Source organism: Dactylosporangium thailandense (assembly GCF_059739745.1).
Genome location: NZ_AP029195.1, coordinates 10,548,759 through 10,573,936 on the forward strand (window position 1 = coordinate 10,548,759; position 25,178 = coordinate 10,573,936).

Annotated in this window: 24 protein-coding genes and 2 tRNA genes; 15 read left to right on the forward strand and 11 right to left on the reverse strand. The window is 72.4% G+C overall.

Translation table 11 applies throughout. From position 1 onward, the window contains the following. Positions 1 to 16 precede the first annotated feature (16 nt). Positions 17 to 2,110: a RecQ family ATP-dependent DNA helicase gene (locus AC6JBM_RS47080; RefSeq protein ID WP_497980141.1), complete on the forward strand. Its 2,094-nt coding sequence runs from the start codon at positions 17 to 19 to the stop codon at positions 2,108 to 2,110. An 856-nt stretch (positions 2,111 to 2,966) separates the two neighbouring features. Here the strand turns inward: AC6JBM_RS47080 and AC6JBM_RS47085 are convergent. Next, entirely contained in the window at positions 2,967 to 4,586 is a 1,620-nt protein-coding gene (locus AC6JBM_RS47085) for a DEAD/DEAH box helicase (RefSeq protein WP_497980142.1), read from the reverse strand. 235 nt (positions 4,587 to 4,821) lie between these two features. Between AC6JBM_RS47085 and AC6JBM_RS47090 the strand changes: the two genes are divergently transcribed. Further along, entirely contained in the window at positions 4,822 to 5,499 is a 678-nt protein-coding gene (locus AC6JBM_RS47090) for a ferritin-like fold-containing protein (RefSeq protein ID WP_497980143.1), read from the forward strand. Between the two features lie 140 nt (positions 5,500 to 5,639). On the opposite strand, the gene AC6JBM_RS47095 is transcribed toward AC6JBM_RS47090, so the two are convergent. Both AC6JBM_RS47095 and AC6JBM_RS47100 read right to left on the reverse strand, forming a co-directional pair. Then, positions 5,640 to 5,873 (reverse strand): DUF3107 domain-containing protein, encoded by a 234-nt coding sequence (locus tag AC6JBM_RS47095; RefSeq protein WP_350619790.1) that lies wholly within the window; start codon positions 5,871 to 5,873, stop codon positions 5,640 to 5,642. A gap of 69 nt (positions 5,874 to 5,942) precedes the next feature. Further along, the gene (locus tag AC6JBM_RS47100) at positions 5,943 to 6,581 is read right to left on the reverse strand and encodes a TetR/AcrR family transcriptional regulator (RefSeq protein ID WP_497980144.1); all 639 of its coding nucleotides are present in this window, start codon (positions 6,579 to 6,581) and stop codon (positions 5,943 to 5,945) included. Positions 6,582 to 6,670: 89 nt separating this feature from the next. On the opposite strand from AC6JBM_RS47100, the gene AC6JBM_RS47105 reads away from it, so the two are divergent. The 6 genes from AC6JBM_RS47105 (at position 6,671) to AC6JBM_RS47130 (ending at position 12,850) form a co-directional block, all read left to right on the forward strand. Next, positions 6,671 to 8,773, forward strand: a complete 2,103-nt coding sequence (locus tag AC6JBM_RS47105) for a hypothetical protein (RefSeq protein WP_497980145.1) — start codon at positions 6,671 to 6,673, stop codon at positions 8,771 to 8,773. 27 nt (positions 8,774 to 8,800) lie between these two features. Beyond that, positions 8,801 to 9,829 carry an alpha/beta fold hydrolase gene (locus AC6JBM_RS47110; protein ID WP_497980146.1) on the forward strand — a complete coding sequence of 343 codons (1,029 nt, stop codon included), beginning with the start codon at positions 8,801 to 8,803 and terminating at the stop codon, positions 9,827 to 9,829. Positions 9,830 to 9,835: 6 nt separating this feature from the next. Next, the gene (locus tag AC6JBM_RS47115; protein ID WP_497980147.1) at positions 9,836 to 10,699 is read left to right on the forward strand and encodes a DUF3152 domain-containing protein; all 864 of its coding nucleotides are present in this window, start codon (positions 9,836 to 9,838) and stop codon (positions 10,697 to 10,699) included. A 41-nt stretch (positions 10,700 to 10,740) separates the two neighbouring features. After that, positions 10,741 to 11,919, forward strand: coding sequence for an adenylyltransferase/sulfurtransferase MoeZ (gene moeZ, locus AC6JBM_RS47120; protein WP_497980148.1), 1,179 nt, complete (start codon positions 10,741 to 10,743; stop codon positions 11,917 to 11,919). Positions 11,920 to 11,991: 72 nt separating this feature from the next. Beyond that, the gene (locus AC6JBM_RS47125) at positions 11,992 to 12,789 is read left to right on the forward strand and encodes a prenyltransferase/squalene oxidase repeat-containing protein (protein WP_497980149.1); all 798 of its coding nucleotides are present in this window, start codon (positions 11,992 to 11,994) and stop codon (positions 12,787 to 12,789) included. Continuing rightward, positions 12,779 to 12,850: transfer RNA gene (locus AC6JBM_RS47130), tRNA-Cys, on the forward strand. The genes AC6JBM_RS47125 and AC6JBM_RS47130 overlap by 11 nt, the downstream gene beginning before the upstream one ends. Here AC6JBM_RS47130 and AC6JBM_RS47135 read toward each other — a convergent pair. Continuing rightward, positions 12,841 to 13,458, reverse strand: a complete 618-nt coding sequence (locus tag AC6JBM_RS47135; protein ID WP_497980150.1) for a TetR/AcrR family transcriptional regulator — start codon at positions 13,456 to 13,458, stop codon at positions 12,841 to 12,843. The genes AC6JBM_RS47130 and AC6JBM_RS47135 overlap by 10 nt on opposite strands. Positions 13,459 to 13,542: 84 nt before the next feature. Here AC6JBM_RS47135 and AC6JBM_RS47140 point away from each other — a divergent pair, with 84 nt between their 5' ends. Continuing rightward, positions 13,543 to 14,298: an SDR family NAD(P)-dependent oxidoreductase gene (locus tag AC6JBM_RS47140; protein WP_497980151.1), complete on the forward strand. Its 756-nt coding sequence runs from the start codon at positions 13,543 to 13,545 to the stop codon at positions 14,296 to 14,298. Between the two features lie 12 nt (positions 14,299 to 14,310). Here the strand turns inward: AC6JBM_RS47140 and AC6JBM_RS47145 are convergent, their stop codons facing one another. After that, entirely contained in the window at positions 14,311 to 14,610 is a 300-nt protein-coding gene (locus AC6JBM_RS47145; RefSeq protein WP_350619828.1) for an MGMT family protein, read from the reverse strand. Positions 14,611 to 14,662: 52 nt separating this feature from the next. Here AC6JBM_RS47145 and proB point away from each other — a divergent pair, with 52 nt between their 5' ends. Genes proB through AC6JBM_RS47165 form a run of 4 tightly spaced genes read left to right on the forward strand, consistent with a single transcriptional unit; the run spans position 14,663 to position 17,781 of the window. After that, entirely contained in the window at positions 14,663 to 15,763 is a 1,101-nt protein-coding gene (gene proB / locus AC6JBM_RS47150; protein ID WP_497980152.1) for a glutamate 5-kinase, read from the forward strand. A 22-nt stretch (positions 15,764 to 15,785) separates the two neighbouring features. Further along, positions 15,786 to 16,295 carry an NADH-quinone oxidoreductase subunit B gene (locus AC6JBM_RS47155; RefSeq protein WP_497980153.1) on the forward strand — a complete coding sequence of 170 codons (510 nt, stop codon included), beginning with the start codon at positions 15,786 to 15,788 and terminating at the stop codon, positions 16,293 to 16,295. After that, a complete protein-coding gene (locus tag AC6JBM_RS47160; RefSeq protein WP_497980154.1) occupies positions 16,292 to 16,810 on the forward strand; it encodes an NADH-quinone oxidoreductase subunit C in 519 nt (172 codons plus the stop codon). The genes AC6JBM_RS47155 and AC6JBM_RS47160 overlap by 4 nt, the downstream gene beginning before the upstream one ends. Beyond that, entirely contained in the window at positions 16,810 to 17,781 is a 972-nt protein-coding gene (locus AC6JBM_RS47165; protein ID WP_497980155.1) for a complex I subunit 1/NuoH family protein, read from the forward strand. Before AC6JBM_RS47160 ends, AC6JBM_RS47165 begins: the two co-directional genes overlap by 1 nt. On the opposite strand, the gene AC6JBM_RS47170 is transcribed toward AC6JBM_RS47165, so the two are convergent. Further along, entirely contained in the window at positions 17,747 to 19,207 is a 1,461-nt protein-coding gene (locus AC6JBM_RS47170) for a pyridoxal phosphate-dependent decarboxylase family protein (RefSeq protein ID WP_497980156.1), read from the reverse strand. The two genes, AC6JBM_RS47165 and AC6JBM_RS47170, sit on opposite strands and share 35 nt — an antisense overlap. Continuing rightward, the gene (locus tag AC6JBM_RS47175) at positions 19,149 to 20,495 is read right to left on the reverse strand and encodes an MFS transporter (RefSeq protein ID WP_497980157.1); all 1,347 of its coding nucleotides are present in this window, start codon (positions 20,493 to 20,495) and stop codon (positions 19,149 to 19,151) included. Before AC6JBM_RS47175 ends, AC6JBM_RS47170 begins: the two co-directional genes overlap by 59 nt. Between AC6JBM_RS47175 and AC6JBM_RS47180 the strand changes: the two genes are divergently transcribed. Then, positions 20,494 to 21,921 carry a gamma-glutamyltransferase gene (locus AC6JBM_RS47180; RefSeq protein ID WP_497980158.1) on the forward strand — a complete coding sequence of 476 codons (1,428 nt, stop codon included), beginning with the start codon at positions 20,494 to 20,496 and terminating at the stop codon, positions 21,919 to 21,921. The genes AC6JBM_RS47175 and AC6JBM_RS47180 overlap by 2 nt on opposite strands. A gap of 7 nt (positions 21,922 to 21,928) precedes the next feature. On the opposite strand, the gene AC6JBM_RS47185 is transcribed toward AC6JBM_RS47180, so the two are convergent. From AC6JBM_RS47185 to AC6JBM_RS47200, 4 genes are all read right to left on the reverse strand, one after another. Then, entirely contained in the window at positions 21,929 to 22,261 is a 333-nt protein-coding gene (locus AC6JBM_RS47185) for a winged helix-turn-helix domain-containing protein (RefSeq protein WP_497980159.1), read from the reverse strand. Continuing rightward, a complete protein-coding gene (locus AC6JBM_RS47190) occupies positions 22,258 to 22,980 on the reverse strand; it encodes a hypothetical protein (RefSeq protein ID WP_497980160.1) in 723 nt (240 codons plus the stop codon). Before AC6JBM_RS47190 ends, AC6JBM_RS47185 begins: the two co-directional genes overlap by 4 nt. Before the next feature lie 69 nt (positions 22,981 to 23,049). Then, complete coding sequence (locus AC6JBM_RS47195; protein ID WP_497980161.1) at positions 23,050 to 23,565, reverse strand: Uma2 family endonuclease; 516 nt, start codon at positions 23,563 to 23,565, stop codon at positions 23,050 to 23,052. Between the two features lie 334 nt (positions 23,566 to 23,899). Beyond that, a protein-coding gene (locus AC6JBM_RS47200) for an IS5 family transposase (RefSeq protein WP_497980162.1) occupies positions 23,900 to 24,780 on the reverse strand; the annotation gives its coding sequence in 2 pieces (ribosomal slippage) (positions 23,900 to 24,403 and positions 24,406 to 24,780; 879 coding nt in all). A 242-nt stretch (positions 24,781 to 25,022) separates the two neighbouring features. Here AC6JBM_RS47200 and AC6JBM_RS47205 point away from each other — a divergent pair. After that, positions 25,023 to 25,116, forward strand: a tRNA-Phe gene (locus AC6JBM_RS47205). The last annotated feature ends 62 nt before the right edge of the window (positions 25,117 to 25,178 follow it).

Below are 25,178 nucleotides of genomic sequence, written 5' to 3' on the forward strand. Positions count from 1 at the left end.
GGCTAGCGTCGGCAACGTGCGACAGGAAGCCACGGCAACACTCAAGAAGCTCGCCGGACCCAGCGCTGAGCTGCGCGAAGATCAATGGACAGCCATCGAGGCGCTGGTCGCCGGGCACCGCCGGGTGCTCTGCGTCCAGCGCACCGGATGGGGCAAGTCCGCCGTCTACTTCGTGGCCACCGCGCTGCTGCGGGCCCGCGGCGCCGGGCCCACGGTGATCGTGTCGCCGCTGCTGGCCCTGATGCGCAACCAGGTCGACGCGGCCGCCCGGGCCGGGATCGCGGCCCGGACCATCAACTCCGCGAACCTCGAGGAGTGGGACGCGATCACCGCCGAGATCGCGGACGGCTCGGTCGACGTGCTGCTGGTCAGCCCGGAGCGGCTCAACAACCCGGCCTTCCGCGACGACGTGCTGCCCAAGCTGGCCGCGACCGCCGGGCTGCTCGTGGTCGACGAGGCGCACTGCGTCTCCGACTGGGGCCACGACTTCCGCCCCGACTACCGGCGCCTGCGCACGCTCCTGCTCGACCTCGCCCCCGGCACCCCGGTGCTCGCGACCACGGCCACCGCCAACTCCCGCGTCACCGCGGACGTCGCCGAGCAGCTGGGCGACGCGCTGGTCCTGCGCGGCTCCCTCGACCGCGAGTCCCTGCGCATGGGCTCGCTCTCGCTGCCCTCCCCGTCGCACCGGCTCGCCTGGCTCGGCGAGCACCTGCGCGACCTGCCCGGCTCCGGGATCATCTACACGCTGACCGTCGCCGGGGCCCACGAGACGGCCGCGTTCCTGCGCTCGCAGGGCTACGACGTCGCCGCCTACACGGGCAAGAGCGAGGACGCCGACCGCCGCGACGCCGAGGCCGACCTGCTCGGCAACCGCATCAAGGCGCTCGTGGCCACCTCGGCGCTCGGCATGGGCTTCGACAAGCCGGATCTCGGGTTCGTGGTGCACCTGGGCGCGCCCTCGTCGCCGATCGCCTATTACCAGCAGGTCGGCCGGGCCGGTCGCGCCGTCGAGAAGGCCGACGTGCTGCTGCTGCCCGGCAAGGAGGACGGGGACATCTGGCGATACTTCGCCTCGCTCGCGTTCCCGCCCGAGCACCAGGTCCGCGCGGTCATCGACGTCCTCGCCGACGCGGGGCGCCCGCTGTCCATCCAGGCCCTGGAGCCGCGGGTCGAGCTGCGCCGCGGCCGCCTCGAGCTGATGCTCAAGGTCCTCGACGTCGACGGCGCCGTCCATCGCGTGCGGGGCGGCGGCTGGGAGGCGACGGGCGCGCCCTGGCGGCACGACACCGAGCGCTATGCCCGCATCGCCGCGGCGCGGGAGGCGGAGCAGGAGGCGATGCGGCAATACGCGGCGCTGACGACGTGCCGCCTGGAGTTCCTGCGCCGGCAGCTCGACGACCCGGAGGCCGCGCCGTGCGGGCGGTGCGACACGTGCGCGGGCCCGTGGTATGCGACGACGGTCTCCCCCGAGGCCCTGGAGGCCGCCCGGGCCCACCTCGGCCGAGTCGGCGTCGAGATCGCGCCGCGCAAGCTGTGGCCGACGGGCCTGCCGGCCGTGGGCGTGCCGCTCAGCGGCAAGATCCCGCCCGCCGAGCAGTCGCTGCCGGGCCGCGCGATCGGCCGCCTGAGCGACCTCGGCTGGGGCGAACGCCTGCGGACCGTCCTGAACGGCCCCGACGCCCCGCTGCCGGACGAGCTCTTCAACGGCGTCGTGGCCACCCTCGCCGAGTGGGCCAAGGGCGACGCGAGGTGGGAACAACGCCCGGCCGGCGTCGTGGTGCTCGGCTCCCAGCACGCCCCCGCCCTCGTCTCGTCCCTGGGCGCCCGAATCGCCGAGGTCGGCCGCCTCCCCCTGCTCGGCACCATCCCCGCCGCCCTGTCCTCGGACACGGCCTCGCGGACGAACAGCGCCCAACGCGTGCGAGCCCTGCACGGCGTCTTCGACATCCCGCCCCAGCTGGCCGAGGCGGTGCGCGCAACGGACGGCCCAATCCTCCTGGTCGACGACCTGGTCGACAGCGGCTGGACCATGGCCCTGGCCACGCGCTCCCTACGCCTGGCCGGCGCCCGGTCGGTGCTGCCGTTCGCCCTGGCCCTGACCGCCTGACCCTCCGCACACCAACACGACGTCGCGTCCAGCCCCGGCTGAGCCCCCGCAAGGCCGCGGCCGCCCCGCGCCGGTTCGCCACCGCACGACCACGGCCCGGCCACAGCCCCGCGGGGCCACGCCGACCTGCCGGTTCACTGCTTCGCGTGCGCCGTCCGGCCCGGGGTCGTGCGGGGCCGCTGGGCCGTCAGTTCGCTGTTTCCCGAGCGCGGTCCAGGCACCGCCACGCTGGCCCCCGTCGCGGGCCACGGTCTCGGGGCGGACTCCGCGGGACGGCTTTTCGCCCGATGCGGCCCGCCGGTTCGCTGGTTCGCGGGCGCCGTTCGGCTGTGGGCCTCGCTTCGCTGCTTCGCGGGCGGGGTGCCGATCGTGGCCACGGTGGCCCGCCGCTTCGCTGCTTCGCGAGCGCCGTCCGACCCGGGCCGTGCGGGGCCGCTGGCCGTCAGTTCGCTGTTTCCCGAGCGCGGTCCGGGCACGGCCACGCCGCCCCCCGACGCGGGCCACGGTCTCGGGGCGGACTCCGCCGGACGGCTTTTCGCCCCGACGCGGGCCGCGATCCGGAGCGGACCCCGCCCTGACGCGGGCCGCGACGGTGCCTGAGTGACTCGGTGTTCAGGGGGAGTCTGGCGACGCGAGCTGTGACGATGTCTGCCGCGCGATCCTTCACGGCGGCGCGTCGGGTGGCCGGGGCCGAGTGACTCGCTGTTCGGGGGAGGTCGGCGACGAGCGCGCCGGCCCGGCTCTTGCCACCGCGAAGGCCGGGATTCCTGGCGGGAGCAGCGGTTCGCCGCTGACGCGGACCCGAGCCATGCAAAAGGGCGGGCCCATACGGACCCGCCCTCTTGATCGTCTTTTCCTACTCCGCGGCGCTGTCGCCCTCGCCGCTTCCGCCTCGCCCGCGACCGCCCCGGCGCCGGCGGCGCCGAGCGCGCCCGGCTCCGCCCTCGTCCGAGGTCACGGCCACGGCCGAACCGTCCTCAGTCGCGGTGGCGGAGGCCACCGCGGCCGACGACTCGGCGTGCTCGGCCGCGTCCACCTCGCCCCGGCGCCGGCGGCGGCGCGGACGGCGCGGCTCGGTCGGGTCGGCGGTCTCGGTGGCCGTGGCGGCCGGAGCGGACGACCGCGAACGTCCGCGGCCCGTCCGCGCGGCCCGTCCGCGCGGCTTGCCCTCGATGTCCTCCAGCTTCTCCGCCGACAGGCCCGCCCGCTTGCGGTCGGCCGTCGGCAGGGAGCCGGTGGTGCCCTCGGGGATGCCGATGTCGCTGAGCAGGTGCGCCGAGGTGTGGTAGGTCTCCGGCGGCTCCGGCAGCTCCATGCCCAGGCTCTTGTCGATGATCCGCCAGCGGGGCATGTCCTCCCAGTCCACGAACGTCACCGCGACGCCGGTCGCGCCGGCCCGGCCGGTGCGGCCGATGCGGTGGGTGTACGTGTCCGGGTCTTCCGGGCAGTCGTAGTTGATCACGTGCGTGACGCCCGAGACGTCCAGGCCGCGGGCGGCCACGTCGGTCGCGACCAGGACGTCGATCTTGCCGGCCCGGAACGCGCGCAGGGCCCGTTCGCGGGCGCCCTGCCCCAGGTCGCCGTGCACGGCCGCGGCCGCGAAGCCGCGGAAGTCCAGGTCCTCGGCGACACGGTCGGCGGCCCGCTTGGTGCGGCAGAAGATCATTGTGAGCCCGCGGTCGGTCGCCTGCAGCACCCGTGCCACGATCTCGATCTTGTTGAGCGGGTGCGTGCGGTAGACGAACTGCTTCGTCAGCGGCGACGGGCCGGTGTTCGCGTCGTGGTGCGCGTGGATCGTCATCGGCTGGCGCAGGAACCGCCGCGCCAGAGTCACGATCGGGTCGGGCATCGTGGCCGAGAAGAGCATCGTCTGGCGCTCCTCCGGCAGCAGCGTCAGGATGCGCTCGACGTCGTCGAGGAAGCCGAGGTCGAGCATGCGGTCGGCCTCGTCGAGCACCAGCGCGCGCACGGCGTGCAGGCGCAGGTGCTTGCCCTTGGCCAGGTCGAGCAGGCGGCCGGGGGTGCCGACCACGATCTCGACGCCGTTGCGCAGCGCCTCGACCTGCGGCTCGTAGGCCACCCCGCCGTACAGCGGCAACACCCGCACGCCGCGGGTCTTGCCGGCCGCCGCGATGTCGCGGGCGACCTGGAGCCCCAGCTCGCGGGTCGGCACGACGACGAGCGCCTGGGGCAGCCCGTCGGCGCCCTCGCCGGGGGCGGTGACGCGGTCCAGCAGCGGTACGCCGAACCCGAGGGTCTTGCCGGTGCCGGTCGGCGCCTGCCCGATCAGGTCGGTGCCCCGCAAAGCGATGGGCACGGCGTATTCCTGGATCGCGAAGGCGCGGGTGATGCCGACCGCCTCGAGCGCGGCCACGGTCTCGGGCCGCGCGCCCAGGTCGGCGAATGATGGTGAGTCGGCGCGCACAGGCGCGCGGGGGGCCACCGTCTCGGCGGCCTCAGTGTTGTCGATCGTCATGTTGTGCTCGGGGTGTCTCTCTCGCGGGAGCGCCCCTGAACTGCCGGGTGCGCTCGATCTGTGTGGGGCGCGGGCCACACGCGACCGTTTGACTGCGGTCGCGGGCTACAAGCGCCGGTCTGCCTGGGCTAGGGTCCGCCCGGGCCTATTTCCGCCATTGTACCGACACCATGACGGATCCGCTCACAACACTGCGTGCCGCCCGTCAGACGTTTCGGCGCGGTACTGTGCCGACGTGTCCGATGTCACCCCGGCCGTCCGGTCCGGCGAAGCAACCGGCCCCGCGGCCGAGGCGGTCGTCGATCTGCTGGGCATGCTCGCGTACGGCGAGCTGGTCGCCTTCGACCGCATGGCCGCCGACGCCCGCCTGGCCCCCGACCTGCACCGTCGCGCCGTGCTCAGCGAGATGGCGGCCCGTGAGATCGTCAACTACCGCCGTCTGGCCGACCGCCTCGCCGAGCTGGGCACCGACCCCGAGGCGGCGATGGCCCCCTACGTCCGCGCGCTGTCGGACTACCACGAGCAGACCGAGCCCAAGGACTGGCTCGAGGGCCTGACCAAGGCCTACGTCGGCGACGGCATCGCGGACGACTTCACCCGCGAGGTCGCCGCCGTGCTCGAGGACCCCGACCGCGACCTCATCCTCGACGTCCTGCACGACTCGCGCCACGCCGACTTCGCCGCCGACGAGCTGCGGGCCGCGATCGCGATCGACCCGAAGGTGGCCAATCGCCTCTCGATGTGGGCCCGCCGCCTGGTCGGTGAGGCGATCTCCCAGTCGCTGCGGGTGGCCGCCGAGCGGCCGTCGCTCGGGACGCTGCTGGCTGTGCACGGCACCGATGTTCCGGCCCTGCTGAAGCGCCTGACCTCGGCTCACACCGCGCGCATGAGCGCCGTGGGGCTGAACAACTAGCCGGCGGTTGGCTCGATATGTCGGTCGTCGGGGTATAAGTCCGAAATGTCGCGGCGCGGAGCGCCCGACATTTCGCCCAACCAAGGCAAACGAAAAAGGGCCCCCGAACCCGGGAGCCCTCTAACGTTCAGCGCCGGTTCTCAGCGCGCAGCCGAGAACCCGACCGGCCGCGGCGACGACTCGGCGATCTCCACGTAGGCCAGCTTGCCGACAGGCACGATCACCCGGCGGCCCTTGTCGTCGACCAGGGACAGAACACCTTTATCGCCACCGTTGATCGCGTCGGTGACTGCAGACTCGACCTCGGCCGGCGACTGCGTGCTTTCCAGCACCAGCTCCCGAGGCGCGTACTGCACGCCGATCTTGACCTCCACGTCTTCCTCCTTGATCGGGCGCGACCGTGCTCAGGCCCGCGCACCCAGTGTGGTTGAAGATTAACGCGATCAGGCGTGTTCGCCGTGCAAGGGGAAGCTCGCGATGCCGCGCCACGACAATGTGGTCAGCAGGGTCTCCGCCTCGGCCTTCTCCACCTGGCGGCCGCCGGCCAGCCAGAAGCGCGCCGCGATCTCGGCCGCGCCGACCAGCCCCGACGCGAGGAGCTCGGCGCGGGCGCGGCTCACTCCGGTGTCGGACATGATCGTGTCGGTGATGGCCGCGATGCAGCCGGTCTCGACGCGGTCCACGCGCTCGCGCACGGCGGGGTCGTTGCGCAGGTCGGACTCGAAGACCAGCCGAAAGGCTTCACTCTCGTGGTCGATGAAGTCGAAATACGCCTGGATCGCGCCCCGCACGCGGTCCTTGTTGTCCGTGGTCGCCTCCATCGCCGAGCGCACCCGCGAGACCATCGCGTCGCAGTGGGTGTCGAGCAGGGCGAGGTACAGCTCCAACTTGCCCGGGAAATGTTGATACAAGACCGGCTTCGAAACGCCCGCTCGCTCCGCGATGTCGTCCATCGCCGCGGCGTGGTATCCCTGGGCCACGAACACCTGCTGTGCCGCGGCGAGCAGTTGCTTTCGCCGGGCCGACCGGGGCAGCCGCACGGGCCGACCGGCCGACTGCGTGCCGCTCATCGCCGAGGTCATGTTCACCATCCGGATTTGGGTCGAGATTGCAACTTACCCCCTTTCAACCCACACGGTAGCCTCACCTAGGGGCGACGGAGGAGCGTGCGGTGGACGAAACGGGGCAAGCCGGTAGCCCGGACGCGGGCGGTGCATACCCTGGTGGCAGCCTTGGCCCGAGTCCGGGCCTGGGTCGTGATCGTGCCGCATACCCGAACGGGCAGGTCAACGGCCAGACGCCGACCGACGACGCGCTCGAGGCGATCGTCTCGGCGTGGCGCGAGCCGGCCACCGGCGCGATCGCCGGGCGGGCCCAGGTGACGGGCGCGTTCAACATTTCCGGCATCAACGGCGGTCATGGCCTCGGGTCGAACGGCGTCAACGTCAATGGCGCGAACGGCTCGCCGAATGGGCACGGCACGAATGGCGCAAACGGCACCAATGGGGCCAATGGGGTCAACGGCGCCGGTCCGCGCGGCCGGGCCGAGGTGCGCAGTCCGTATTCCGACATGCTGGCCCCGATGAGCCCGCCGGTCTCCGCCCCGCCGCCGGTCCAGCCGCCCACCTCGACGCTGCACTACGGGCACTACGGCCCCGACGGGCAGGGCTGGCCGACCTCGAGCCCGACCGGCGAGACCAAGAGCGTTCCGCCGCCGCCCGCGCCCGGCACGGTTTACGGAGCCCTGTCAACGGAGCACACGGGTGAGGTGCGCCGACCGATCTCCGCCCAGCCGTCCTACGGCCAGCAGCCCTACGAGTACGAGCGGCCGAGCCGTGAGCTGCCCGCGGCCTACGAGACCAAGGCCTACGAGACCCAGGCCTACGACAACGCCACCTACGAGCAGCCGCAGTCCGCGCTCGATCGCGTCGCGGAGCAGCAGGCGCAGGCGCAGGTCCACGACCACTGGGGCTACCAGGGTGGGCAGTATCAGCCCCAGGAGCAGCGCCACTGGGCCCCCGAGCCCGCCCAGCCCGAGTTCGACTGGGCCGCCCCGAGCCAGCACCCGCCCGCCCCGGCCGAGTCGGCGCCGCCGCCGGCCCCCGTTCAGCCCCAGCAGGTGCCCACCCAGCGCGTCCCGGAGGACGATCCGCTCGTCGGGCCGCTGCCGCCCGTCCTGCTCGGCTCGGCCACCACGATGGCGCCCGCCGAGCCGGTGATGCCGACGTTCGCCGACGACATGCGTCAGCCGGCCTACGAGCCGCTGGAGCTGCCCCAGCGGGTGCCCTCCGAGCCCGACGTCCCGCCGGTGCCGGCCGGGGAGCCGCCGACCGCCGCGGTCGGCGCGCCCGAGCTCACGCGGATCACCAACTACCTGCGCGAGGACGAGGACGGCGAGCCCGGCGACCCGGACGCCCGCCCCGACGGCTTCGACGTGCAGAGCGTCCTGCGGGCCGTGCAGACGGTCACCGGCGTGTCCCGGGCCAGCCTGCGCAAGAACGCCGACGGCCTGCACACCCTGCGCCTGGAGCTCGCCGACGAGGCCGATGCCGGGCAGGTCAGCCGGATCGTCGCGCGCATGCTCAACGACACGATGGGCCTGTCGGCCGAGCAGAACCCGCTGCTGCCCGACGGCATGCCGGAGCCGGTCGCGTTCGCCTCCGAGGCGCCCGTCTCCGCGCCGGTGCCCACCCCACGGCCGCCGGCGACCGTCGCGCGCAACTCGCCACACAGCGCTCTGCCGGGCTACGGCCGCGAGGCCCGCCGTCGCCGGCCGGTGAGCAGCGGGGGGCGCAAGCCCGCCGCGACCGTCGAGAGCGCCGAGAAGAAGGCGCCCGCGCTCCTGCCGAACCCGGGCGCGATCGTCTCGCCGCGGGTCGTCATCGAGTCGGTGGACGTCAACACGCAGGGCATCGACGCGACCGTCGAGGTGCGCCTGACCGCCGACAACCAGCCGGCCGTCGGCGTGGCGAGCGGCCCGAACTTCGACGGCTACATGCTGAAGCTGGCCGCCCTGGCCGCCGCCTCCGCCGTCGACCAGTTGCTGATCGACACCGACGCCTCCGTCCGCGCGCGCTGTTACATCGAGCACGCCGCGGTCGTCGCGCTCGGCGGGTGCGAGGTGGCGGTCGTCGTGCTGCTGCTGATGTACGACGGCTTTGTGGAGCAGCTCACGGGCTCGGCGGTGGTGTCGGCGGACGGCGACTCCCGCCAGGCGGTCGTGCGCGCGACATTGGCCGCCGTGAACCGGCGTTTGGAGGCTCTGCTGCCGTAGGCCGGGAATGCGGGGCACACTTGGGTCATGAAGCGAGCCACTCTTGTCCCGGAGTTCACGGTCCCGTCACCCGCGCGGTTGCCGGAGCGGTGGCCGGGACGAGAGGTCGAGCTCGACGGATCGGTGGCGTATGTCCGCGACACCCCGGCGCTGAGCGCGACCGCGGAGCCCGCCGTCTACGTGCACGGCCTCGGCGGCTCCTCGACCAACTGGACCGACCTGGCCGGCATCCTGGCCGCCCGCGAGGACGGCCCCGCGCTCGACGGCCAGGCGATCGACCTTCCCGGATTCGGGTACAGCGGCCGCGCCCGCAGCTACACCCTCGACGCGATGGCGGACCACGTCATCCGCTGGATCGAGCACAGCGACCGCGGCCCGGTCCACCTGTTCGGCAACTCGATGGGCGGCGCCGCCATCGTCAAGGCCGCCGCGCGCCGCCCCGAACTCGTGCGCTCGCTCACGCTGATCTCCCCGGCGATGCCGTTCCTCGACCCGCGCCGCTCCCTGCAGGGCCGCGTGGTGCCGCTGCTCCTGCTGCCCAACGCGGCCCGGCTCGCCGCGCGCCACATGGCGTCCATGGAGCCCGAGGCGCTGGCGGACATGGTCATCGACTCCTGCTACGCCGACCCGACCCGCTATCCGGAGCAGCGCCGCCTGGAGGCCATCGAGGAGGCTCGCCTGCGCCATCAGGTGCCGTGGTACGCCGAGGCGTACGTCGGCAGCCTGCGCGGCCTGGTGAGCAGCTTCCTGCGGGCGTACCTGCCGGGAGAGGGATCCATCTGGCGCGCGGCCGCGAGGATCACCGCGCCCACCCTGGTCATCGCCGGGCGCCAGGACAAGCTGGTGGACATCCGCACGGCTCCGCAGGTGGCCCAGCTCATCCCGGACAGCCGGCTGATGATGCTCGAGGGCGTCGGGCACGTCGCCCAGATGGAAGTTCCACGCACCGTCGCCCGGGCTGTTTTCGGCCTCGTCGACGAGGTCGCGAACCCGGTTGCGGAACGGGTGCAGGAGGCGGTCCGCGCGCGCGTGACCCGGGTGCGCATGGCAAGCTGAGCATCGATGGTGAGCCGGCTGTTCTCTGACCGCCGGCGGGAGCCGGTTCCCCTGCCGAGCGACCCGACGGCCGCCCGCGAGGTCGTGCGCGCCCATCGCCATCGCCGCCGGATGGAGGCCCGCCGGCGGCGGTACCTGATCGCCGGGCTGATGGCCGGGGCCGGCGTGCTCGCCGCGCTCGGCCTGACCCGGCAGTTGTTCTTCGCCGACGATCCCGAGCCCGCGCCGAAGACGGCCTCGCGTCACGAGGCGCCGATGATGGCGCCGCCCTCGCAGCCGGCCAGCCCGCCGCCCGAGGCCGGCGCGGCCAAGGGCGACGGCACCTTCTCCTACGCGACGACCGACGGGGCCGTGGTGGGGGCGGGCGGGGCGGTGAAGAAGTACCGCGTCGCCGTCGAGAACGGCGCCGAGCTGAAGGCCGACGACTTCGCCGCGGCCGTCGAGAAGACCTTTGCCGACCCGCGCGGCTGGACCGCGACCGGCCAGCTGCGGCTGCAGCGCGTCAAGGGCGAGGGCGCCGCCGACTTCACCGTGTTCCTCGCCACGCCGGTCACGTCCGAGGCGATGTGCGGCACGGCGGGGCTGCACACGGACGGGTACAGCTCCTGCCGCATCACCGGCAAGGTCATCATCAACCTGGCCCGCTGGAACACGGCCATCCCGGACTACGGCGCGCCGGTCGAGGACTACCGGACCTACGTCGTCAACCACGAGACCGGGCACGAGCTCGGCCACGGGCACGAGGCGTGCCCGGCCGCCGGGAGGCCCGCGCCGGTCATGATGCAGCAGACGTACGGCCTCAAGGGCTGCGTCGCCAACTCGTGGCCCTTCGTGGACGGTCAGCTGTACACAGGGCCTGAAGTGCCGTAGCTCACTCGGGTTCGGCGGTCTCGCGGGGCAGAATGAGAACCATGTCGCTGCCTCCTCTGGTCGAGCCCGCCACCGACCTGTCGGTGGACGAGGTCCGCCGCTACTCACGCCATCTGATCATTCCCGACGTCGGGGTGGCCGGGCAGAAACGACTCAAGAACGCGAAGGTGCTCTGTGTGGGCGCGGGCGGCCTGGGCTCGCCGGCGCTCATGTACCTCGCGGCGGCCGGGGTCGGCACGCTCGGCATCGTCGAGTTCGACACGGTCGACGAGTCGAACCTGCAGCGCCAGATCATCCACGGCCAGTCCGACATCGGCCGCCCCAAGGCCGAGTCGGCGCGGGACTCGGTGCTGGAGATCAATCCGTACGTCAACGTCGTGCTGCACAACGAGGCGCTCAGCAACGACAACGTGATGGAGATCTTCGCGCAGTACGACCTCATCATCGACGGCACCGACAACTTCGCGACGCGGTACATGGTCAACGACGCCGCGGTGCTGCTCGGCAAGCCCTACGTGTGGGGCTCGATCTACCGCTTCGACGGCCAGGCGTCGGTCTTCTGGGCCGAGCACGGCCCCTGCTACCGCTGCCTCTACCCGGAGCCGCCCCCGCCCGGGATGGTCCCGTCGTGCGCCGAGGGCGGCGTCCTCGGCGTCCTGTGCGCCTCGATCGGCGCGATCCAGGTGACCGAGGCCATCAAGCTCCTCACCGGCGTCGGCGACACGCTGCTGGGCCGCCTGATGGTCTACGACGCCCTCGAGATGTCGTACCGCAAGATCAAGCTGCGCAAGGACCCGAACTGCGCGATCTGCGGCGAGAACCCGACCGTGACCGGCCTCATCGACTACGACGACTTCTGCGGCGCCGTGTCGGACGAGGCCCAGGCCGCGACCCTCGGCTCCACGATCACCGCGACGGAGCTCAAGGAGTGGCAGGACTCCGGCAAGCCGATGGACCTCATCGACGTGCGTGAGCCGGCCGAGTGGGAGATCGTCCGAGTCCCCGGCGCCCGGCTCGTCCCCAAGGGCGAGATCCTCAACGGCAACGCCCTGTCCGACCTCCCTCAGGACAAGCAGATCGTCCTGTACTGCAAGAGCGGCGTCCGCTCCGCCGAGGCCCTGGCCGCGGTGAAGGCCGCGGGCTTCAAGGACGCCGTCCACGTGCAGGGTGGGGTGGTCTCCTGGGTGAAGACCGTCGACCCGTCGCTACCGATCTACTAGTTCTCCAGGTCGTGATGTTCCCCGCCCGGCTCACCCGTGTAAGGCGAGCCGGGCGGGCGGTAGCCTACGGCCATGGTGGACCTTGACGCCGCGATCGGCTACGTAGTCGCCCACGGCGACGCCGTGGACCGAGCCCGCCTCGCCTGGCTGCGCACCGGCCAGCCCCCGACGGCGGACGTCCTGGACCGGGCCGAGACCGGCCAGGCGTCGACGGGCGGCTGGCCCGCGTACTTCGGCGCCCACGTGGCCTCGATCGACGCCACCTGCTTCCGCCTGGCCGAGCTCGACGACCTCGGCGCGATCAACCGCCCCGCGGCCCGCCGTGCCCTGTCCTGGCTGGCGCACAGCCAGCGCCCGGACGGCATGTGGGAAGAGGACGAGTCCCTGGCCGGCGTCGCTCCTCCGTGGGCCCAGCCGGGCGACGACGAGGCCCGCCTGTTCCTCACCTGCAGCTCCGCGTACTGGCTGGTCATCGGCGGCCCCGCCCCCGGCGACGAGGACGAGCACGCCGCCCGGATCGCCCGCGCCGCGGAGGCCTTCCGCGCCTCGCTGCGCCCCGACGGCTCCTGGCCCTCGTTCCTCGTCACCGGCTGGCTGGGGTGCGCGGTGCTGTACCACCTCGGCTGGTTCTACGAGTCGGCGCAGATCCAGGTCGCTCTGGCCGACCGCGTCCCGACCATGACGGCCGCGGACACGGCCTGGTTGTTCTCGTCGCTGCGGCGCATCGGGCTGTCGACGGAGGACTGGCTGCTGGGCGCGGCGCGCAAGCGGCTGCTGGAGACCCAGCGCAGCGACGGCGCCTGGACCAGCGACGACGGGGACCAGTTCAACGTCCACACCACGCTGCAGGCCATCCGCGCCCTCCGCTGACGGGGGAGCGGACTGCAAATCCGTCGCGAAAGCTACAGAGGTTCGAATCCTCTACCCGCCACCGGCAAGTCTGAAGGGCCCGTCATCGACGGGCCCTTTTGCGTTGCTGACCTCGGCCAGGGCCGCGTCCAGGGCCACTCGCAGCGCCGTCGAGTCCCCGGTCGCCAGCAGGATGCCGACACCACCCTGGACCGCCGCTAGGATGACCAGCCCCGACCGCTCCGGGTCGGGGACGCCGGCCCGGCGGGCGCCCTCGGTGAGTCGCGTTCGCCAGGTTTCGAGCAGGTCCGACACGATCGGCCGCACCTCGGGGTTCGTCGGGGCCAGCTGGCGCGTCAGGGCCGCCAAGGGGCACCGCGTGCCCTGCGCCTCGTAGCGCTCGATCACCGCGTCCCGCCAGGCCGCCCAGGACTCCGGAGGGCCGAGGGAGGTGAGGTGGGGCTCCTGGTCGCGCAGTACCGCCGAAGCCTCATGCTGCGCGACGGCCAGCAGGAGTCCGGCGCGCCCGTCCGGGAAGTAGTGGAAGAGCTGGCTCTTGCTCGTGGCGGTCGCGGCCCGGACGTCGTCGAGCGACACCTCGTCGACCCCGCGCTCGCGCAGGAGCGCCGCCGCGCCGGCCACGATGCGCTCCCGGGTCGCGGCCCCCTTCCGCGTCAGCGACGTGCTCACAAGCACATCCTAGCCTTGTGGACCGATCGGTCCAGACGCTGCTAGATTGGCTGGACCGTCTAGTCCATTCAGGAGTTGTACGCCATGAGCCGACTCGCCCACCGCACCGCCCTCATCACCGGCTCGACGAGCGGCATCGGCCGCGCGATCGCCGAGCGTTTCGCGGCCGAGGGCGCCGATGTCATCGTCAGCGGCCGCCGGGCCGACCTCGGCGCCGAGGTGGCCGCGGCGATCGGCGGCCGCGCGCGCTTCCTGCCCGTCGACCTCGCCGCCGGCCGGGAGGCGATCGAGGAGTTCGCGGCCCGGGCCGGCGACGTGGACATCCTGGTGAACAACGCCGCCTACCTGGTCGGCGGCCGCTCGACCACCGACACGCCCGAGGACGTGGTGGACGCGGCCCTGGCCACGAACGTCAAGGCGCCCTACCTGCTCACCGCCGCCCTCGTGCCGAAGATGCGGGCCCGCGGCTCGGGCGCGATCGTGAACATCGGCTCGATCAACGCGCTCACGGGCATGCCCGGCAGCGCCCTCTACAGCGCGAGCAAGGCGGCCCTGCACGCCCTCACGGCCGCGTGGGCGGCGGAGTTCGGCCCGCACGGCATCCGGGTGAACACCATCGCCCCCGGCCCCACGGATGTGGAGTGGTCCACGCCGATTCGGCCGCACCTCGAGCGCATCGTCGCCACCGTCCCGAGCCGGCGGCTGTCCAGCCCGGCGGAGATCGCGTCGGCCGCGGTGTTCCTGGCCTCGGACGAGGCCGCACACATCCACGGTGCCACCCTGGCGGTGGACGGCGGCCTGACCGCGGTCACGGCCCACGGCGCCGCCCGCGCGGCCTGAGCGCTGAGCGGCTCAGCCGGAGTCGGGCCACCACGGGGCACGGCGCATGTCCACCTTGTCCCCGCGCAGCGGTGTGCCCTCGCTGCGGTGCCGGCGCAGCGCCTCCTGCTCGTGGCCGGGCACCAGCCGGCCGTTCGCGGCCACGACGCGGTGCCAGGGCACCGGGCCGCCGTAGTGGGACATCACGCTCCCGACCTGGCGCGGTCCGCCCTGGCCGAGGTATTCGGCGATCGCGCCGTACGACATGACGCGCCCCGGCGGGATGCGCTCCACGAGCGACAGGACCAGCTCGGTGTACTCCTCGTCCGCCACGATATGGGAACCTACCGCGCCGTGGCGGGACGCACGCGGCAAGATTAGCGGCGTGCGTGAACAGGTCACCGAGGCTCGGCGGATCGTCGTCAAGGTCGGGTCGTCGTCGTTGACCACCGCGGCCGGAGGGCTCGACGAGGCGCGGGTCGACGCGCTGGTCGAGGCGCTGGCCACGACTCCGGCCGAGGTCGTGCTCGTCTCGTCGGGCGCCATCGCGGCCGGGCTGGCCCCGCTGGGGCTCCCCCGGCGACCGCGCGACCTGGCGACCCAGCAGGCCGCGGCCAGCGTGGGGCAGGGGCTGCTCATGCGGGCGTACAACGACGCCTTCGCCCGGCACGGGCGCGTGGTCGGGCAGGTCCTGCTGACCGTCGACGACGTGACGCGCCGGGCCCACTACCGCAATGCCTACCGCACCTTGCGGCGCCTGCTGGACCTGAAGGCGATCCCGATCGTGAACGAGAACGACACGGTCGCGACCCAGGAGATCCGCTTCGGCGACAACGACCGGCTCGCGGCGCTCGTCGCCGCGCTGGTCCACGCCGATCTGCTCGTCCTACTGTCCGACGTGGACGGCCTGTACACGGGTGACCCACGGCTGCCCACGTCCGCGGCCATCACGGACGTGCGCACGTTCGCCGACCTGGACGGCGTGGACGTCCGCCGGCCGGGCAAGGCCGGCGTCGGCACGGGCGGGATGGTCACCAAGGTCGAGGCCGCGCGGATCGCCACCACGAGCGGCATCCCCGTCGTGCTGGCGTCGGCGCCGCAGGCCTCCGCCGTGCTCACCGGGCAGGCCGTCGGGACGCTGTTCCACCGGCAGCGGGAGCGGCCGCAGGCCCGGCTGTTCTGGCTCGCGCACGCGACCAGCCCCCGGGGGCGGCTGCATCTCGACGCGGGGGCCGTGCGCGCGGTCGTGGGCGGGCACGCGTCCCTGCTGCCGGCCGGGATCACCGCCGTGGACGGGCGGTTCGCCGCGGGTGATCCGGTCGACCTCGTGGACGGCGGGGGGATTCCCGTGGCTCGCGGGCTGGTGAACTACGACGCGACCGAGCTGCCGCCGCTGCTGGGGCGCTCGACGGGGGACCTGGCGGCGGAGCTGGGACCGGCGTACGAGCGCGAGGTCGTCCACCGCGACGACCTCGTGCTGCTGTAGCCCCCGCGAGTAGGCTGTCGCCATGTCCGGAGTGCTGGGTGAGCCGATCAAGTTCGTGCTCAACTGGGGGCGGCGATACTCCCTGTGGGTGTTCAACTTCGGGCTCGCCTGCTGCGCCATCGAGTTCATCGCCACCTCCATGGGGCGGCACGACTTCATGCGGCTGGGCGTGATCCCGTTCGCCCACGGGCCGCGGCAGGCCGACCTCATGGTCGTCTCGGGCACCGTCACCGACAAGATGGCGCCCGCGGTCAAGCGGCTCTACGACCAGATGCCCGAGCCGAAGTACGTCATCAGCTTCGGCGCCTGCTCCAACTGCGGCGGGCCCTACTGGGACTCGTATTCGGTGACGAAGGGCGTCGACCAGATCATCCCCGTGGACGTGTACGTGCCGGGATGCCCGCCGCGGCCCGAGGCGCTCCTGCACGGGATCATGCGCCTGCAGGAGAAGATCGCGGGTGAGCAGGCCGGGCTCGGCGGCACCCCGCGGCCGGACGTCAAGGCGCTCATGGCCCCGCCGGTGAAGCCGTGAAGGGCGAGCTCTCCGAGAGCGGCGGCGGCCGGTTCGCCCGCCCGACCTACGACGTCCCCGCCGGCACCTGGGCCGAGGCGATCGCGACGGCCAGGGACGAGGGCTTCGACTTCTTCGACTGGCTCTCGGCCGTCGACGAGCTGCCCGGCGGGTTCACGATCGTCGTGCACCTCTGGTCGACCACGCAGAAGCAGGGCGTCCTGATCCGGGCCGAGATCCCCCGCTCGGCGCCGGCCATCGACAGCATCGTCGGCATCTACCCGGGCGCGGCCTGGCACGAGCGGGAGACGCACGAGATGTTCGGGATCGGGTTCACCGGGCACGGCGAGCTCAAGCCGCTGCTGCTGCCCGACGAGTTCGAGGGCCACCCGCTGCGCAAGGAGTTCGTGCTCGCCTCCCGGGTCGCCAAGCCCTGGCCCGGCGCCAAGGAGCCCGGCGAGAGCGAACACACGGTGAGCAAGCGCGCCCCGATGCGGCCGCCCGGGGTCCCGGATCCCAAAGAGTGGCCGAAATAATGCCGATCTGGCTGGATGTCGCGATCCGCGTTGTCGGGGTCGTCATCGCGTTCCTCACCCTGCCGCTCATCGTCGGCCAGGCCGAGCACAAGGTCATGGCGCACATGCAGGGCCGGCTCGGGCCCATGTACGCGGGCGCGTTCCACGGCTGGGCGCAGCTCGTCGCCGACGGCGTGAAGTTCGTGCAGAAGGAGGACATCACCCCGCGGGCGGCCGACCGGGCGGTGTTCCGCCTCGCGCCGGTGATCGCGCTGCTGCCGTACCTCGCCGTCCTGCTCGTCATCCCGCTCGGCCCGAACGGGCTGGTCGCGCAGAAGCTCGACATCGGGCTCTTCTTCGTGCTCGCGGTGGTCGGCGTCGGCGTGGTCGCCGTGCTCATGGCGGCGTGGTCGTCGGCGAACAAGTATGCGCTGCTGGGCGGGCTCCGGGCCGCGGCCCAGCTGCTCGGGTACGAGCTGCCGTTCATCCTGAGCGCGCTGTCGGTCGCCATGGCCGCGGGCACCCTGTCGCTGTCCGGCATCGTCGAGGCCTGGCGGCCCTGGTGGTTGCTGTGGCAGCTGCCGGCGATGCTCGTCTTCTTCACCGCCGGGCTCGCCGAGATCCGCCGCCCGCCGTTCGACATGCCGATCGCCGACTCCGAGCTGGTGTTCGGCTACATGACGGAGTACACCGGCCTGCGGTTCGCCTTCTTCCTGCTCGCCGAGTACGTCGGGATCGTCGTCATCGCCGCCCTCACCACGGTGCTGTTCCTCGGCGGCTGGAGGGGCCCGTTCGGCCTCGACGCCGAGCTCGGCTGGCTCTGGACGCTGATCAAGGTGTTCGCGGTGTCGTTCGTGGTGATCTGGGTGCGGGTGTCCTACCCGCGGCTGCGCGAGGACCAGCTCCAGCGCCTGTGCTGGCTCGGGCTGGTCCCCGCCGCGCTGGCCCAGCTCGTGCTCACGGCCGCCGTGAAGGTCGCTGCAGGAGACTGAGAAAAGCGACGAGCAGCTTCTCTCGTACTGCCGGTGCCGCCGCGTTCAGCAGCGAGTTCACGGCCGCCATGCGCTCCGGCAGGCCCCCGCCCTCGCCCAGCCCCAGGGCCGCGGCCAGCTGCTCGACGGGGGCGGACTCGAGCAGGTCCAGCACGCCGTCGGGCAGCTCGACCGGCCCGTGCGCGCGGGCGGCGGCGACCGCGGCGGCCAGGTCGGCCTCGAACTCGCCCAGCCGCGGCGCGACGGCGGCGGTGACGGTCAGGTGCACCGACGCCGGCATCTCCCCGTGCCGGAACTGCGGCTGGGTGTGCCAGCCGCGCGCGGCGAGCTCGTCGGCGAGCACGAACAGGTCGACGCCCGAGGACATGAAGGCGACGACCGTCGACTCGCGCGGTACGACGGAGAAGTCCTCGATCCTGGCGATGGCGTCCGCGATCGACCGGGTGGCGTCCCGCGTCTTCGCCGCCAGGGCCAGGTACCCGTCGTCGCCGATGTGCCGCAGGGTGGCCCAGGCCGCGGCGATCGGGCCGCCGGAGCGCGTCGAGGAGATGACCGGGTTGACCATGGTGTACCCGGGCCAGTCGGCGTACCCGAAGTACTGCGGCATGCGTAGGGACTCGTCGCGGTGCAGCAGGACGGATACGCCCTTGGGCGCGTAGGCGTACTTGTGCAGGTCGACGGAGATGCTGGTGACGCCCGGCACCGACAGGTCGAACGGCGGGACGGGCTCGCCCAGCCGGCGCAGGTACGGCAGGGTCCAGCCGCCGAAGCACGCGTCCACGTGGCAGCGCACCCCGGCGGCCCGCGCGGCGGCCGCGATCGGCTCGACGGGGTCGATCAGCCCGTGCGCGTACGACGGCGCCGAGCAGGCCACGAGCACCGTCTCCGGGGTGATGGCGGCCGCGACCGCCGCCGGGTCCACGCGCAGCGACACCGGGTCGACGGGCACGGTGTCGAGCTCGACGCGCAGGTAGGACGCGGCCTTGGCGAGCGCGGCGTGGGCCGTGGCCGGCATGACCAGCCGCGGGCGCGCGATCTCGGGCCGCCCGTCCCGGGCCGCCTTCACGGCCAGAATCAGGGATTCGGTGCCGCCGGACGTGACGCTGCCGACGGTGTGCTCGTCGCCGCCGAGCACCTGCGCGGCCGCCCCGACCAGGTCGTTCTCCATCGCCAGCAGCGAGGGGAACGCGGTCGGGTCGAGCCCGTTGACGTGCGAGGCCAGCGCGTGCGCGGCCGCCGCGAGGTCGTCGAGCCCGGCCAGCCCCGGGTCGTATACGTAGGCGAACAGCCGTCCGCCATGCGTAGGCAGGTCGTGCTCGCGCAGCTCCTTGAGCTCCGCGAGCACGTCCCGGGCCGGGATGCCCCGCTCAGGCAGTGCGTTCAAGTTCCTCACCCTCCCGCGACAGTCGCTCTTCGTCGAGGTCATAGCCTCGCAGAGTGAACAACGCCAATGCGACGACGATGGCCGGCACGACCGTGAAGCCCAGCAGCACCCCGAGCCTCGCGGTGTCCGTCTGGGCCGCGGCGGTGCCGGAGTCGCTGGAGACGTACCCGAACGCCGCCAGGATCAGCGCGAAGATCCCGGGCCCGAGCGCCAGCCCGAACGTCTCGCCGGCCGTCCACAGCCCCGTGAACACGCCGGCCTGGCGCCGGCCCGTGCGCGCGGCGTCGAACGCGATGCAGTCCGGGAGCATGGCCAGGCCGAAGACCTGCTGGCCGGCGTAGCCGCAGCCGACGAGCCCGGTGACCACGTACACCACGGCGTTGGGCAGCACCGGCGCCAGCGCGATGAGGGCCGCGGCGGCCGCGAAGATCACCGACGACAGGACGTACGCGCGCAGCTTGCCGATCCTCGCCCCGACCCGCGACCAGAGGGGCATCACGAGCAGGGCCGGGCCGACGAAGCAGGCGAAGAGCACGGTGGAGCCCGTGTCCGGGTCCTCGAGGATCTGCGTGGCGAAGTAGCTGACCCCGGCGAGCATGGTGGCGATCCCGGCGGCCTGGACGATGAAGCAGATGAGCAGCCGGGTGAACGCCTTGTTGTTCCTGGCCGTGGCGAGCTGGGCCCGCAGCGAGCCCTCGCTCTGCAGGATGCGGCCGGTCGGCGCCTTGCGGGTGCCGAAGAAGCTGCCCAGGGTACCGATGACGATGAGGACGGCCACGAAGACGCCCATGGCGCGATGGCCCGGGATCCCGTCGCCGAACTGCTTGGTCACCACCGGGGCCAGCGCGCCCGATGCGAGGATGGCGACCGCGAGCAGGGCGACGCGCCAGGTCATCAGGCGGGTCCGCTCGGTGTAGTCGTCGGTCATCTCGGCGGGCATCGCGACGTACGGCACCTGATAGAACGCGTAGGCGGTGGCCGTGGCGAGGAACGTCAGCGCGACGTACACGCCGCTCTTGACCGGAGCCGCGAAGATCGCCGCGAAAAGAACGGCCACGGCGAGGCCGGCGCCGAGCAGAAAAGGCCGGCGGGCCCCCCAGCGCGTGCGGGTACGATCGGAGATCCTCCCGGCAACCGGGTTGATCAGCACGTCCCATGCCTTCGGCGCCAGCACGAGCAGCCCGGCCACCCCGGCTGCGACGCCGAGGGTGTCGGTGAGATAGGGCAGAAGCAGTAGACCGGGCACGGTGCCGAAGGCACCCGTGACGAGCGAGCCGAGTGCGTATCCCGCCCGCACGCGACCGGGCAGTGACTCCGACGGGTGGTTCATGGTCCACGGATGCTACCGCGAGAATTCCTCATGGAAATCCCCCGCAGGGGTTGCGGCCGGACATCCGGCGACAACCGAGGTCGGCCTGCGGGTGCTGGAGGACGGCGGCTCGGCCGCCGACGCCGCCGTGGCCGCGATGCTGGCCGGCTGCGTGGCCGAGAGCGTGCTGACCGGCATCGCGGGCGGCGGCTTCGCGACGTTCTACGACGCCGCGACCGGGACCATCACCTGCCTCGACTTCTTCTGCTCGGTGCCGGGCCTGGACGCGACGCGCGCCGCGGCGCCGATGGAGCCGATCGCCATCGCGTTCGGCGGGGTTCCGCAGCGGTACGAGATCGGCGCCTCGAGCGTGGGCGTGCCCGGCGTCCCGGCGGGCGCCGGCGCCATCCACTCGCGCTGGGGCCGCCTGCCCTGGCCCCGGGTCGTGGCCCCCGCACTGTCCCTGGCCCGCTCGGGCACGCTGCTGCCCCAGACGCACGCCTCGACGCTGGCGGCCCTGGCCCCGGCGATGCTGCCGGGCCTCGGCGCCCAGGTGTACGCCCCCACCGGCCGCCTCCTGTCGGGCGGGGACCTCCTGTATCACCCGGGCCTGGACCGCGCCCTGGCCATCCTGGCCGACTCGGGCCCGGCGGCGTTCTACACCGGCGAGGTGGGCCGGCAGATGGTCGCGACGGTCGCCGCGGGCGGCGGCATCCTGACGCCGACGGATCTGGCGGCGTACCGGGTCCTGGCGCAGCCGGTGGCGTCGGCACCGCTGGCCGGCCTGACCGTCTCGGCCCGCCCCGACCTGAACGACTTCATCGTGACCCTGGGGTCGCTGCCCGGCCTGGTCGACATGCCCCGCGCGCCGCGCGCCGTGGCAATGGCCGACGCGCTGCGCGCCTATGGCACCCAGCGCCTCGGGGACACGACCAACATCTCGGTCGTCGACGGCGACGGCAACGCCTGCGTGGTGACGCTGACGCTGGGGATCGGGTCGGGCGTGTGGCTCGACGGCCTCGGGATCCACCTGAACTCGATGCTCGGCGAGGGCGAGCTGATCCGGCCGGGCACCCTGCCGGGCGAGCGCATGGCGTCGTGCATGTGCCCGGCCGTCGTCACCGCCCCCGGCGGGCCGCTGCTGCTGGCCATCGGCTCGGCCGGCGCCACGCGCATCCGCACGGCGCTGCTGCACGCCCTGATCAACACCGTGGTGGACGGCGACGACACCCTGACCGCCATCGGCCGGCCGCGCTTCCATGTCGTCTCCGACCTGGTGCACGCCGAGCCCGGGTACCCCGAGGACGAGCTCGACGCGCTGCAGGAGGCGGGGTACAAGGTCCAGCGGTGGGACGGGCTGGACCACTACTTCGGCGGGGTGAGCGCGGTGGGGATCGCGGGCGCGGCCGGCGACCCGAGACGAGGCGGCATCGGCCGCCTCCTCTAGCGGCTGCTCACCCGTCGCCGGTCGGCGGCGTTTCCGCCTGTTCGACCTGCTGGATGAGTTGCTTCAGGTGGGCGATCTCGTCGCGCAGGGCGGCCTGACCGGCGGCGGTGAGGGTGACCCAGGTGCGCGGGCGCTTGCCCTCGTAGCCCTTCTCGATCTGGATCAGCTCGGCCTTCTCCAGCACGGTCAGGTGCTGCCCGAGGTTGCCGGCGGTCAGCTGCAGGGTGGTCCGGAGGAAGCCGAACTCGACCTGGCGGGCCTGGTGGGCGATGGCCATGATGCCGAGCCGGACGCGCTGGTGGACGACGTCGTCGAGGCCGTTGGCGGGATGGTCGGTCATCCCGCGCGAACCTCGGGCCTCGGCCGGAACACGGCGAAGGCGGCAGCGCCCAGGAGCAGTACCACCGCCGGGACGAGCAGGTATGGCAGGAAGAACCACGGCGACGACGAGCGGATGGCCTGGTTGCCCTGCACCATGCCGATCGCCAGGTAGGCGACGGTGTACGCCAGCAGCGCCCAGTAGCGTTCGACCCAGGCGAGCACCAGCAGCGCCAGCCCGATCGCCGCCAGGGGACTGGCCAGCCCGTTCACGAGCCAGACGGCCGGCCCGGCCTCGATCCGCACCGGCTCGGTGGAGGACGGGTCGGCGGGCGGGGGAAGGATCGGGTGGAACGTGAGCCAGATCGACACGGCCGTCATCGCGATGGCCAACGCGACGCCGGCGACGACGTAGGGGCGGATGGGGGTGCCCACGCCGCGCTGCCGGGACTTCCTGACGTAGAAGGCCGCGATCGCCGCGTAGGCGAGCAGCAGCGCGACCACCCAGTACCCGAGCTCGACCGGGTTGGGCGCCATGCAGACCTTGTCCTGCGGGCCGGATCGGCAGGTGCCGAAGACGTCGACGTAGGGGACGTACCGGTAGACGGGGATCGCGACCAGCGTGACCATGGCGAAGACCAGCAGCGGGAACCAGGTGCCGCGCTGGGCGACACGGACCCGGCGCGTCAGGGCGCGCATGGCGGCCAGCAGCTCGCGAGGACTTTCCGGCTTATCTTCCATGAAGATAGCTTTGCATTACAGATCCAGTCTGCGCAACAGAGCACACGGATCCGGCTGGGCTGCATCAGGTCAGCGCCGGTCCGAGGCAAGCACGGCACCGCTCGTAGCTGACGCGTGCTCGACGTAGTGCGTGCCTTCCAGGCGGTACAGCCGCAACAGCACCGCATCCGAATCCTGCTCGACCAGCAAGTACCACGCGATCTGCGCGGCCGCGTACAGCTGCATCTTCAGCAGGCGATCCGCCGACGCGTTGCCCGGCGAGGCGACCTCGTCGACCAGGACGACCTCGGACGCCTCGGTCGTCGCGCCGTCATCGTCGGTGTCTGCTACGACCAGATCGGGGATGACGATTCGGCCGGCATGCAGCCGGACGTTGACCGCCTCCCAGACCTCCAGGCCGGCCTCCGAAGCGGGCTCGTCGAGAGCGTTGGCGATCCGCCGGGACAGACGCCGATGGCGCTTCGTCCGGGCGGGGCTCACCAGCAGGCTCCCATCGAGCAGCTCGATCCGGTCCACCGTTTCGCCGAGCGCGAGGTAATCCGTCTCATTCCACGGACCGACGTGCTCCAGCACGGCGACGCTCATCTCGGTCCGCCTCCCGGCCGACACCTGGCTCAGGCTTCTCATGACCGAAGCCGCAGCTCCACGCAGCGCGGACGGACCGACCTGACCGCGATTTGTTTATGACCAGCCGTGGCCGGCCGGATTCGGGGGGCCGGACACATGAAGAAGGCCCCCGTCCAGCCTCTGTGGCTTTCGCGACGGATTTACAGTCCGCCCCACGCTCATGTCCTGAGCAGCGCGAACGTCCGTTGTAGGCCTTCGGTCGGCGTTGCATTGTCGCCCGACAACGAAGGGGCGTCGCTGCCCGACCTTCGGCAGCCGTGACGTTGGGCGCGCCTAGGGTCTGTCCTGCCGATCATGGAAGCCACATGATCGCGGCAATGAGGACCAGGCTGGCTTGGTAGATCGTGGCGCGTTTGGCGTAGCGGGTGGCCAGGTCGCGCCATTGCTTGAAGCGGTTGAAGCACCGTTCCACGACGTTGCGGCGTTTGTAGAGGACCTTGTCGAAGGCCGGTGGTCGCCCGCCGTGGCTGCCCTTCGCAGCACGGCGTGCGACCTGGTCCGACCGCTCCGGAATGGTATGGCGGATGCGTCGTTGCCGTAGCGCGCGGCGCGTCGAGTCATGGGCATAGCCCTTGTCGGCGATGAGCATGTCCGGTCGCTTGCGCGGCGCGCCGGGCCCGGGCGGGTTGATCCGGATGTGGTCCAGCCAGGCCAGCAGTTGCGGGTTGTCACCGGCCTGGCCCGGGGTGAGCATGATCGACAACGGCCGGCCCCGGCCGTCGACGGCCAGGTGAATCTTGGTGCTCAGCCCACCGCGGGACCGGCCGATCGCCTCACCGATCTGCGCACCCACCGCCGGCCCGGCGCCACGCCCGACGCCTGTGGATCCCCCTTTTTGCGGGCCCCAGCCGCATGCTGGTGCGCCCGCACGATCGAGGAGTCCACACTGACCGTCCACTCCACTGGCTGACCATCGTCATGCACCTGCGCCGCAGCGAGAATCCGCTCCCACGTCCCGTCCGCGGTCCACCGTCGCAACCGCTCATGACACGTCTTCCACGGCCCGTACCGCTCCGGAACATCGCGCCACGGCGCACCCGTACGCAGCTTCCACAGAATCCCGTTGATCACCTGCCGGTGATCACGCCACAGCCCAGACCGCGACCCGGCCTCGGGCAACAACGGCGCGATCACAACCCACGCTGCGTCAGTCAGCTCACCACGGCGAACCACCGACACATCATCGATGAACTACTTCATGATCGGCAGGACAGACCCTAGTCGATCCGACGGCGGTCGGGCTGGAACAGTCGGCAACTGGTAACGGGATGGTGCCGACGGTGGCTGCAGCCTTCCCCAAGGCTGTCAGGGGTCGCGGTCAGCGCGGCTGAGCCTGACTCCTTCGCGCCGCTGGCGGGTCGCCTTGACTAGCCCCCCTAGATGGGCCTAAAGTCGCGCTAGTTGGCACCGCCAAGGGGGGCTTGCCCGAGTGGCCGAAGGGGCCGCCCTGAAAAGTCGGTGGATTCCGTTGGACCCGGGATCCCGTGGGTTCGAATCCCACAGCCTCCGCGCCAACACGCCTAGGGGGAGCGCGTGCAGCGCTCCCCCTAGGAGCACGAACCGCTAGGCTC